At 53.7% G+C, this 9,654-nt stretch carries 8 protein-coding genes; 3 read left to right on the forward strand and 5 right to left on the reverse strand.

The features are described 5' to 3' along the window. A partial coding sequence (locus tag LKK83_RS06970; protein ID WP_324630267.1) for a LamG domain-containing protein occupies positions 1–739 on the forward strand: 739 nt, incomplete at its 5' end. A gap of 143 nt (positions 740–882) precedes the next feature. Here the strand turns inward: LKK83_RS06970 and LKK83_RS06975 are convergent. The 4 genes from LKK83_RS06975 to queG form a co-directional block, all read right to left on the reverse strand. After that, positions 883–3,000, reverse strand: a complete 2,118-nt coding sequence (locus tag LKK83_RS06975) for an interleukin-like EMT inducer domain-containing protein (protein ID WP_324630268.1) — start codon at positions 2,998–3,000, stop codon at positions 883–885. Between the two features lie 664 nt (positions 3,001–3,664). After that, complete coding sequence (locus LKK83_RS06980) at positions 3,665–4,732, reverse strand: hypothetical protein (RefSeq protein ID WP_324630269.1); 1,068 nt, start codon at positions 4,730–4,732, stop codon at positions 3,665–3,667. Then, positions 4,729–6,234, reverse strand: a complete 1,506-nt coding sequence (locus LKK83_RS06985; RefSeq protein ID WP_324630270.1) for a hypothetical protein — start codon at positions 6,232–6,234, stop codon at positions 4,729–4,731. The genes LKK83_RS06980 and LKK83_RS06985 overlap by 4 nt, the downstream gene beginning before the upstream one ends. Positions 6,235–6,536: 302 nt before the next feature. Beyond that, positions 6,537–7,475, reverse strand: coding sequence for a tRNA epoxyqueuosine(34) reductase QueG (gene queG / locus LKK83_RS06990; protein ID WP_324630271.1), 939 nt, complete (start codon positions 7,473–7,475; stop codon positions 6,537–6,539). A gap of 247 nt (positions 7,476–7,722) precedes the next feature. On the opposite strand from queG, the gene LKK83_RS06995 reads away from it, so the two are divergent. After that, complete coding sequence (locus LKK83_RS06995) at positions 7,723–8,229, forward strand: orange carotenoid protein N-terminal domain-containing protein (RefSeq protein WP_324630273.1); 507 nt, start codon at positions 7,723–7,725, stop codon at positions 8,227–8,229. Between the two features lie 383 nt (positions 8,230–8,612). Beyond that, a complete protein-coding gene (locus LKK83_RS07000; RefSeq protein WP_324630275.1) occupies positions 8,613–9,032 on the forward strand; it encodes a nuclear transport factor 2 family protein in 420 nt (139 codons plus the stop codon). A gap of 115 nt (positions 9,033–9,147) precedes the next feature. Here the strand turns inward: LKK83_RS07000 and LKK83_RS07005 are convergent, their stop codons facing one another. Then, positions 9,148–9,582: a hypothetical protein gene (locus tag LKK83_RS07005; protein ID WP_324630276.1), complete on the reverse strand. Its 435-nt coding sequence runs from the start codon at positions 9,580–9,582 to the stop codon at positions 9,148–9,150. Positions 9,583–9,654: the final 72 nt, after the last annotated feature.

Below are 9,654 nucleotides of genomic sequence, written 5' to 3' on the forward strand. Positions count from 1 at the left end.
GGTGGGTGATGATTTTAATGACATTACCTCTTCGATTAAGGTAGAAAAAAGTGGGGCGATGCCCTTAAAAGCCACGAAAGCCATGCAGTTTGACGGCAAAAATGATTATATCGAGGTTCCTTACCATCAGGAACTCAACCCCAACCAATTTACCATTTCTTGCTGGGCGAAAGTCACCGGGGGTCAAGGTCAGTGGCGCTCTCCGATTACCTCTCGTTATGGCGATAGTCCCAAACTCGGATATTTGTTATATGCCGGTAACAATAACAAGTGGCAAACCTGGGTGGGGAACAATGGTGGCCCCTGGCAAATTTTAACTGGGTCGGATGTGGTTTTGAATGCCTGGACTCATGTGGCCTTCACCCATAATGGAACGGAACTCAAACTGTACGTGAATGGTAAGTTAGAAGGAACGTTAAAAACCACTTACTTACCAAACAACCGCGCTTGTTTGACAATTGGTACTGGAGCAACGGAAAAACCCGCCCGGATGTATTTCTTTCACGGGCTATTGGCTGAAGTTGCTGTGTGGAATGTGGCGCGCAGCGAAGCGGAAATTAAGGCGAATATGTCCCAGAAACTCACGGGGAATGAAGCGAATTTGGTGGGCTACTGGCCGTTAAGTGAGGTCAAACAAGAAGGTTCGACGGTGAAAGTGGCAGACCAAAGCAGCAACAACTTTGAAGGAACCGTTTATCAAGCGTCTGTGGTTGAAGACAGTAGTTTGCCGTTGGGGTAATCTCAGGAACAGTTGAAAGACTCAGGCATAAAATAAACCCGCCCAATCGATCGCCATAAAACGGCGATTTCCCTTGTGGGTCATTGGCAAAGCAGGGCGGGTTTTTCTGTTTGGCAATTTGTTCTCAACTGTGACGATCGCCCTTATACCTGCGCCTGATACACATAGGCTGCCCCTGCTTGGGGACGACCGGGGGCCTCGGCTGACCCTGCGCCTACAATGAAGCGATCGCCGCTAATGGCAACGGAGTCGCTGAAATAATCTTTCGGTTTTGCCTCTGTGGGTTGCACCTGCTGTTTGTGCTGCCATTGGCCGTTTTCCAGTTGAAAAATAGAGGCCATTCCCCCAGTATTGGGAGCGGTTGCTCCCACCACGGCCCAGTTGTCGGCGATCGCCACTGCATAACCGAAGAATAAGAAATCGCTTGTCACATCTGGGGGTTGCAGAGTTTGCTTATGTACCCACTGGCCGTTTTCCCATTGAAACAAATGGGCTAAACCATTGCGCTTGGCGCTCTCTCCACTGTTTGCCGACCCGAGAATCACCCAATTGCCACAAATGCCCACTGATAGGTTGTAAAACTGACTGGCTTTCTCACTGAGGTTGAGCTTCTGGACCTGCTGCCATTGTCCATTTTCACATTTGAAGGTATAGGCTCCTCCAAATTCTCCCGAGCGATCGGTGCCGAAAATCGCCCAATCGTGGCTAATGCCGACGGAATAGCCGAATTTCAGGTCTGGAGACGCATCCACAGCTTGCACCTGCGCTCTTGCCTGCCATTCACCGTTTATCAGTGCGTAAATATAGGCCGTTCCCGCGTTTTGGGCATTGGGCAGATCCGCACCGGGTGCGCTGACGACTGCCCAGCGATCGCTAATGGCAACTGACTTCCCAAAACCATCCCCCGCTTTCAACCCATTGGGTTGCAGCTTTTGTTTTTGCTGCCATTGGCCGTTTTCCAGGTGGAATAGATAAGCCGCACCTGCATCATCTTCACCCGCCGCATCGGCTCGATACGCCCCTACCAGCGCCCAATCCCCGCTGATGGCAACGGCTCTGCCGAATTGCGCCTCACTCTTGACCTCACTGGGTTGCAGCTTTTGTTTTTGCTGCCACTGACCGTTTTCCCAGTGAAAGAGATATGCCGCACCTGCCTTGGGTTTCTCACTGCTGGCGTCGGCTTTCGGCGCACCGACGATCGCCCAGTCTCCACTGATATCCACCCCAATGCCGAACCAGTTTTGTTCTCCTAAATCGGGCGGTTGCAACTTCTGCTCCAGTTTCATGCCAGTAATGGAGCCAAGGACGGTATTTGCGGGGGAGGTGGCGGGAACTGACCCTGTGCCCGGAATCCAGAATTGCACGCCTACCGGGGGACAGCCCCACTCGGCACCTTTGTTGCTGAGATTTTCACTGGCTAAACCTGGGGTTGCTCCTTTGTATCCCACGATCGCCCATTCCCCTCGGAATTCTAACTTGCGAACCAAGCGGCTACCCAGGCTTTCGCAGGCTTTTTGAGCGCGTTCGGACATATTGAAGCTGGCTTCATCGCTGGCGACGATCGCCACTAATCGACCCTCGGGCAAATTTTCAATCCGTTCGGCAAAGGCATCGGCATTGCCGGGGTTGGCTAGCAGATCGAAGTGGTGAACGCTTTCTACCGTGGCTTGATTTTCGTCGAAGATTGCCACGTTTAACCCCCGCTGGTAGCCGCCTGCAGGGGTGACGGGTTGCCCGTTATGCAGGATTTGGGTTTGACTGGCGCGATCGCCACCGCCAGAGGTGACGGAAATCATCCCTTTGTTAGGGGCGAGTTCCGGAATCGGGAAGGTTCGCGTGAGGGCGATCGCCCCAGGGTCAATCTCTTCGGTGGCGCTTCCGGGGTCGGTTCCTTTTTGGCCGATCGCTGCCCAAGATCCTTGAAGTTGCAAGTACCACATTTTGAAGCAGCCGATCGCTTGACACGCTTGTTTGGCCTCATTAGAAAAGCTGTAGTTGCCCTCGTCTCCTACGGCTAACGCGACTATAGTTTCGTTGGGGAGGCGTTCTATAAATTCGATTAACGCTTCCGATGCATCCGCTTCGGCAAAGGTATCGAAAGTGGTGGCGCAACGGGGTTGTCCCCTCTGCGGGTCGATGGCGACAATATTGATTCCTCGACCGTAGCGATCGTAGCCGATTTCTCGGTCGTTAATGCTAATGCGGGGGTTGATGCCGCTGTTTTTGCCCCCGGATTCTACTTTTATAGTAATGTCGTTCACACTAATCTCTCCCAAACGCCGACAGTATTGATGTTATCTCAGATTGGGCACCATTCTCAATCACCCGATAATCCGGCATGGGTGTGTCACCCCCGGCGGGTGTTGCTCCGAATGGTGTGAATGCCTCACTCCGGTTTTTCGGGTTTTGCAGTTCTCATCGTAGCATCAATGGGGAGGATTTTTCGATGTTGACAAATAATAATTTAATCTTCATTCAATTTGCCATTGAAATCTCGCCGGTTTTGGCTGCTAGGGAAGAAGGCAACGGATAAACTCACCGCAAAACCGGGATTTTATTTTGCAATTACTGGGCTAGCTGCTGTCAGGAATTGAGGGGCTGGGGGCGGGTCTTTCCCCTGGGCTTGTGGGTCGCAAAACTACAGTACAAAACTGCCGACTCCCTGGGAAGGTGAGGAGGCTTTCCAGACTCGATCGCGCCCGGTATAAGGCGGGTTTTCGGTTGGTTCTGTGAATGGCAGAAATCCAGGAAAAACCGCCTTTTCCAAAGCTGGGAATGCATCCTTGATGGAGGTATAATTTTCCCAAATTGTCGGGGCGTAATTTTGAATAAATTATGCAATCAATTGTCAATTTCAATCGACCCGCCCCGCCGAATTGATGCGAGCAAAAAATAAGCGCGCGATCGCCTTCCCGGGAAAGCAACCTACTGCACGTATTCCGCATAAACCAGTCCGTTAGCCACTAGGGTTTCGCCTTGCAAACACAGTCGCACCTGAATCGGACCGGTGACTTCTGCAATAAAAGTATATTGACGGTCTTGATTGTCGGGGACGATTAATTCCGACGTGCCATCAAACTCCACGGTCATGGACAGGGAATCGAGTTCGTCCACGGCTTCCACTTGCAAACTCTGCGGCATTCGCAAGGTGCGATCGCTAAACACCGAGGCCATAACTCCGGGCAAGCGAGTGGGCAAGACGGAGGTTTCGGTCCAGCCCCAGTCAATCTGCAAGCTGGAACCCAGAAAGATTTTGCATAATTCTCGCTCTACATAGACGAAAATATAGGGCAAGCCGCCTTGGGAGTGGTCTTTGTTGGTGCGCCAGTCCAGCACAAAGGTTAACTCGCGATTGTTCTCACATTGCGCCGAGGCGACGAACCACTCCCAGCCGATATCTTCTCCCCACCGAAACCGACCGAAGTTGCGGTCGTGATAGCAAAACCAGTTGGCATCCAACTCAAATCGGCGATCGCCCACGCACAATTCTCCCGCCACCTGCACTCCGGGCACCAACCCCCAGCCGATGAACCCGCTACCAAACGGGGAATCTTCGGTAACTAACAAGGGCGTGGCTCGAGCCTGCGCCTGGAAGTGAATCGACAGTTGCGATCGCTCGTCGCGCACCGCAACTTCTGCCTGGGAACCGTTAATCTCCAGGCACATGCCTCTCCCCTGCACTCGCAAGGGAGAACGGCGCACGGCTGACGGCTTCCATTCCAGGGAATACGCCGTACCGAAGGTGAGTAATGCGGTATTCGGGGGCACCGGTGAGAGAATGCCCTCGGGGTTGGCATTGACGATAAAAGTGACTTGAATTTCGCCGCGATTGGGTCTGCCGGCGAGGGTGATATTCACCAGCGATCGCACCCCGGAGGCGCGATCGAGCAGCACGAAATGATACCAATCTTTCCAATCCACCGGGGAGGCAGGATCCTCGAGGGGGATTCGCAGTTCTTCAATGCGGGCCAGGGTTTGCAGGTCGAGTGTCATCGCTGTAGGGATTTGGGTTCGCCAAGTATATCATCAAAGGTGGGTGTGGGTGCCGCAGGGACAGGGGCGGGGGATGGTAATGCGGCGATCGCCTCGAGCAAGGCATTCAGCCTGGGGGAAACTTCCGCCAATCCCAAAACGATCGCGCCAAACCAGCGATCGCCATCCATTCCCAAGGCTTCGCAGGTGGCATCTCCCGAAAATGGGGCGATCGGGATGCTGCAGTTCCCCAAACTCCACAACCACTGTTCCCAAAAGTATAATAACCCTTGCTGTCCGGGAGACCCCCCCACAGAAGCGTGATAGGCAGCCGCCGCCGACTGACTGACCGATAGCCAGCGCGGTGCTTGTGCCGATGCCATTGCCAACACCCCATTTTTAAAGAACCGGGTGCGCCCCAGTTGGGCGAGTAACTGCTCCCCGCCTGGAGTGCGGCTGCGTTGCCATCCTTTACCGGCCACTCCCAGCAACAGTTCCACCACCAGCCACCGGGCGGGCAGTGCTTCCAACCCGGATAAGCCGGTGCTGAGGGTATAACTGGCAGGGGTAGCGGAATCGGCAACACCCATCTGGGGCGATCGCGCGCTACAAGCTTCGATTCCCGATGCAAATCCCGGGGCGATCGCCGCCAGTCCCAGAAGTATATCCTCAAACCAGCGTCCGCCATCTTCCCCCATCTCTTCGGGAAATCCGCTTTTAAACAGGGGGGAAATCGCAATGGTGGGCCGATCTCCCTCGATTTCTACATCGGTGTGAGCTAAATCGAACAGCCAGCGCTCCCAAATTTCTAACAAGTGCCCTTCTCCCACGCGATCGCGCAGGGTGGCATTGGCTTCGGATAATTTTTGCCAGATCCAATGTGGCAATTGCGCTTGGGTAAAGGCGATCGCGCCATTGCGATACAATTGCGTGGTTTGCAGGCGATCGCGCAACTCCTTGCCGGCTGAGCTGGCGGCATATTCCTCGCCGATTTGCGCCAGCAAGGTTAACAGTTCTGCGGCTAACCAGGGGGCGGGAATCCGATCGAGATCCAGCAATCCGCCAATTAAGCCAAATATCCCGGCGGTACTCGGATCTGAGGCCGATCGGGGGCGATCGCTTTCCCCGGGCAGGGGAAAGGTTACGGCAATTGGCACTTCGGCGCGATCGCTGTTCCCCGCTGGGGGCACAATCTCTACCTGAATGGGAATCGCTCGTTCGTGAAAGCCGGGAAAGCGCAATCCACTGGCTAGCTGTTGCCCGGGTTGCCATGCGATCGGGATTTCCAGGCTGAGGGTTTGAGTGGCTTCTCCCCCAGGATCGAGATAAATGTAAGGGGGAAATAAGCGGTTTGTGGTGGCGAAAATTTCGCGATCGTCTCTCACCCAGTCTTCGAGAATGGGTCGCAACAACAAGGGTTCTTGCATTTCGTTTCGCAAGGAAAGCTGCAAACACAGCGTCCCCCTAGGCTTGATTTTCACCTGGATGCCTCGGGATTCTGGAGATTCAGTAGATGGGTTCATGTTGACGGTCAATCTTGACAGTTCCATTCTCAATTTACAGGAAAACTGCCTAATAGCGCCAATTTCCTAGGGGCGGTTCAGGGCGGGGCAATTCGCACAAGCCTAGGGTTCTGAAGCGATAAAAAAAGCAGGTGAAACCCCCTGGCGAAGCGATCGCGAAACTACGCCCCGAATCTGCCATCCCTAGCACTTCTGCAACGGTTAGCCCGAACCGTTCCAATCGGGCCTGCGCGACCCAGGTATTAACATTACTCCCTGTGGGCTGACTTCGCTCCCTCTGCCGCGATTTTTCGTTCCTTATCTCACATCTGAGACTGTAAATTCGCCCTTGCATTGCGGCGCAGCATGTCGGGTTTGATGCGGCGCAGGGCGGAGGCGCGAAAACGGCGATCCCACTCGTCATCGGAGAGAGTTGCCAGTTCTTCTAGGGTGGGGGAGAGATTCTCGGGATAGGGTTGAAACTCTGTAACATCGGTTTCGGTGGCAAATCGCTGATTCCAGGGACAGACGTCTTGGCAGATATCGCAGCCGGCGACCCAGCCATTTAGATGGGGTGCGATCGCCTCGGGCAGGGTTTGGGCGCGGTTTTCGATGGTATGATAGGCGATACAGCGATTGGCATCCACTACAAAGGGTTCGGCGATCGCGCCCGTGGGACAGGCTTCGATACAGCGGGTACAGGTGCCGCAGTGCTGGGTATGGGGTTTATCTGGGGTTAGTTCTACATTGGTTAGCACTTCTCCGAGAAATACCCACGACCCATATTCCCGGGAAATGACATTGCCATTTTTGGCAATCCAGCCAATGCCCGCCCGTTGCGCCCAGACTTTATCCGGCACCGGACCGGTATCGGCATAGTAGCGCGCCTCCATTAGCTCACTTTGTTCTCGCAGCCAAGCAGTGAGGGCTTTTAGCTTTTTGCTTAGCACTTTGTGATAGTCACGTCCCCAGCCATAGCGAGAGAGTTTGGCATAGCGATCGCCCTCGGGGTGAGTATGCCCGGTGTAGTAGTTGAGCGCCACGCAAATCACCGATCGCACCTCGGGCATCACCAAGCGAATATCCTCTCGCTTCGGGTTGGCCATCCACTGCATGTCCGCGTGATAGCCCTTGGCAAGCCATTGTTGCAGGGACGCCACCGCTGCCCCATCCTGGGTCTCGGCGCTGGCGATGCCCACTTTATGAAAGCCCAGGGCGCGGGCTTTTTCTTTCACCTGAGTGCTGCTGAGTGCCATCGTCATGGGGTCCTCTCCAATATTCGCGATCGGCAATCTTCCATCCTGCCGGCCAGTCTTACCTCAAATTAAGCGCCATTGAGTGTGATGTAGATCGCAAGTGAACCAATCATTATAAACCCCTAACCCGCCTATTTGTAAATTTTATTTGCGGTTTGTAAAGAAACGTAACATAATAGGAAACAGCAGCGCAGATTCACAACTCTGTGCGCGTCTGATGCCTTCATAGCCCACCTCAATCTCTATTCGAGCCATGACTTTCACTGCAAATCCCTCTACTCTCTTCTCTAACCCGACCTACACCAGCGCGAATGCGGTGGCGCAAACCACAGCCCAGTTCAAGCGCCTCAGCGTAGATGACCAGCTTGCTGCCCTTTGGTTTATCTACAAACAGCTCGGTCGGTCCATTACCCCCGCCGCCCCAGGAGCCGCTCGTTTGCAATTAGCGGAAGGTCTGCTCGAACAAATCAAGCAGATGCCCCCCGCCTCGCAACTCCAGGTGATGCGCGATTTGGTCCTGGGTACGAACACTCCGTTAACTCGTGCCTATGGCGTGTTCAGTGCCAACACCAAGCTCGGATTCTGGTATCAGCTTGCGGAGTTGATGAAAGAAGGTACGGTGATTCCCGTCCCTGACAACTACAAACTGTCGGCGGATGCAGCTCAAGTCATCTGTGCGATCGAGCGATTGGAATTCAATCAACAAATTACGATGCTGCGAAATGCAGTGGTGGATATGGGGGTTGACCCCCTCGCCTAATCGGTTTGGTGTAATAGCGGTGAGCAACCGGGTTTCTTGTCCCGGTTATCTCATCGTTGACCCATACCCTAGGGATTCCTATTCATTCCTCTTTTTTTTCAATGCAAAGCATTCCAAAATTTAATTTGTCCGCTTAGGGTTTTTGTTTTTTTCTCAACTTTTTTTACCTCTCCCTAGGTTGCAGCAGGTCTGGGTTCCCTGGGTCGTTCTGGGGTCTGCTTTTCAAGCACCCAGACCTGCATTTTGTACCCGGGTTGCATTGAAAATCGGATTGAACTGGAATTGAGGAGCCAGTGGAAAAGTTGAGTCTCTGGTGGGATGTCTGTATGACCCACCGGGGCGGAAAATTTTAATCAATTGAAGCGATTTATCGGATAATCTTTATGACGACCAAAGACACTATGATTTCAACCCCGGAATTGGCGATCCAAGGGGTGTCTCAACCGCAGATTGGCCGCTATTTTGAGCGGTTAAATGCTGGTGATTTTCAGGGGACGAGTGCCTTATTTGCGCCGGAGGGTCAGCTCCATCCGCCATTTGAGGAGCCGGTGGTGGGGACTGAAGCGATCGCGGCTTATTTAGAAGCGGAAGCTCGGGGGATGAAACTCTCTCCCGTCAAGGGGTCTATGAAAACCCTGGAGAATGGCGATCGCGAATTTTCCATCCGGGGATCGGTACAGACGCCCCTGTTCATCGTCAATGTGGGCTGGTTGTTCGTCCTCAATCCCGAGGGGGAAATTCTCTCGGTGACGGTGAAGCTTTTAGCATCTTTGGAAGAACTTGTCAACCTGCGGCGGTCGTAGATTGAACTCGGCGGAATTCAACCCAGAGGCAAAATAGGGAGAGACGCGACATTTCGCGTCTCTCCCCGAACCGTTGATAAATTTTTTTTCAAGATTTGGAAGCTGAACTGAGAGATTAAGCCAAGGCGGCTTGTTGCCAGGAGCGCATCAGCATTTTGCGTCCCAGTTCCACATCTTTCGGGGCACAGATCCAATCCGGGTGGGCGGTCATCAGCAGACTGTCTAAGGTTTCGCGATCGAACAGATGCCAGACCGGTGCGCCGTGAAATTCGGTCGCGATCGCGAAGCAGTTGTCGCTGATGCAGTGGATGGTGAAACTGCCGACGATGCGCTCGATTTCCATTTGTTCCCCGCAATGCAGCGATCGCCACTGGCGCACGATTTGCTTAAAGTCTTCAAAGGATGACACCTGCAGGCCCGGAATGCTGACCACATGAGAGGGGGAACCATTCACGGCGATCCAGTAATTGCGCGACGGATCGATACCTTCTAGCCAAGGGGAGACATCATCGAGACGATAACGGGGGGCGATGGGGAACAGTGATTTCATGATGATAACCTCCGATACGTTTGGAAACCCCCGTGCTTTAGCCGGGGGAGGAAAAACGAACGTGCGGCTTTA

This window comes from Phormidium sp. CCY1219 (assembly GCF_035615515.1).
Taxonomy (GTDB): Bacteria; Cyanobacteriota; Cyanobacteriia; order Cyanobacteriales; family Laspinemataceae; genus CCY1219.

Excerpts from the sequence above, each read along its gene's own strand:
- LKK83_RS06980 (WP_324630269.1), bottom strand. The coding sequence starts at position 4,732 with ATGACACTCGACCTGCAAACCCTGGCCCGCATTGAAGAACTGCGAATC.
- LKK83_RS06985 (WP_324630270.1), bottom strand. The coding sequence starts at position 6,234 with ATGAACCCATCTACTGAATCTCCAGAATCCCGAGGCATCCAGGTGAAA.
- queG (WP_324630271.1), bottom strand. The coding sequence starts at position 7,475 with ATGACGATGGCACTCAGCAGCACTCAGGTGAAAGAAAAAGCCCGCGCC.
- LKK83_RS06995 (WP_324630273.1), top strand. The coding sequence starts at position 7,723 with ATGACTTTCACTGCAAATCCCTCTACTCTCTTCTCTAACCCGACCTAC.
- LKK83_RS07000 (WP_324630275.1), top strand. The coding sequence starts at position 8,613 with ATGACGACCAAAGACACTATGATTTCAACCCCGGAATTGGCGATCCAA.
- LKK83_RS07005 (WP_324630276.1), bottom strand. The coding sequence starts at position 9,582 with ATGAAATCACTGTTCCCCATCGCCCCCCGTTATCGTCTCGATGATGTC.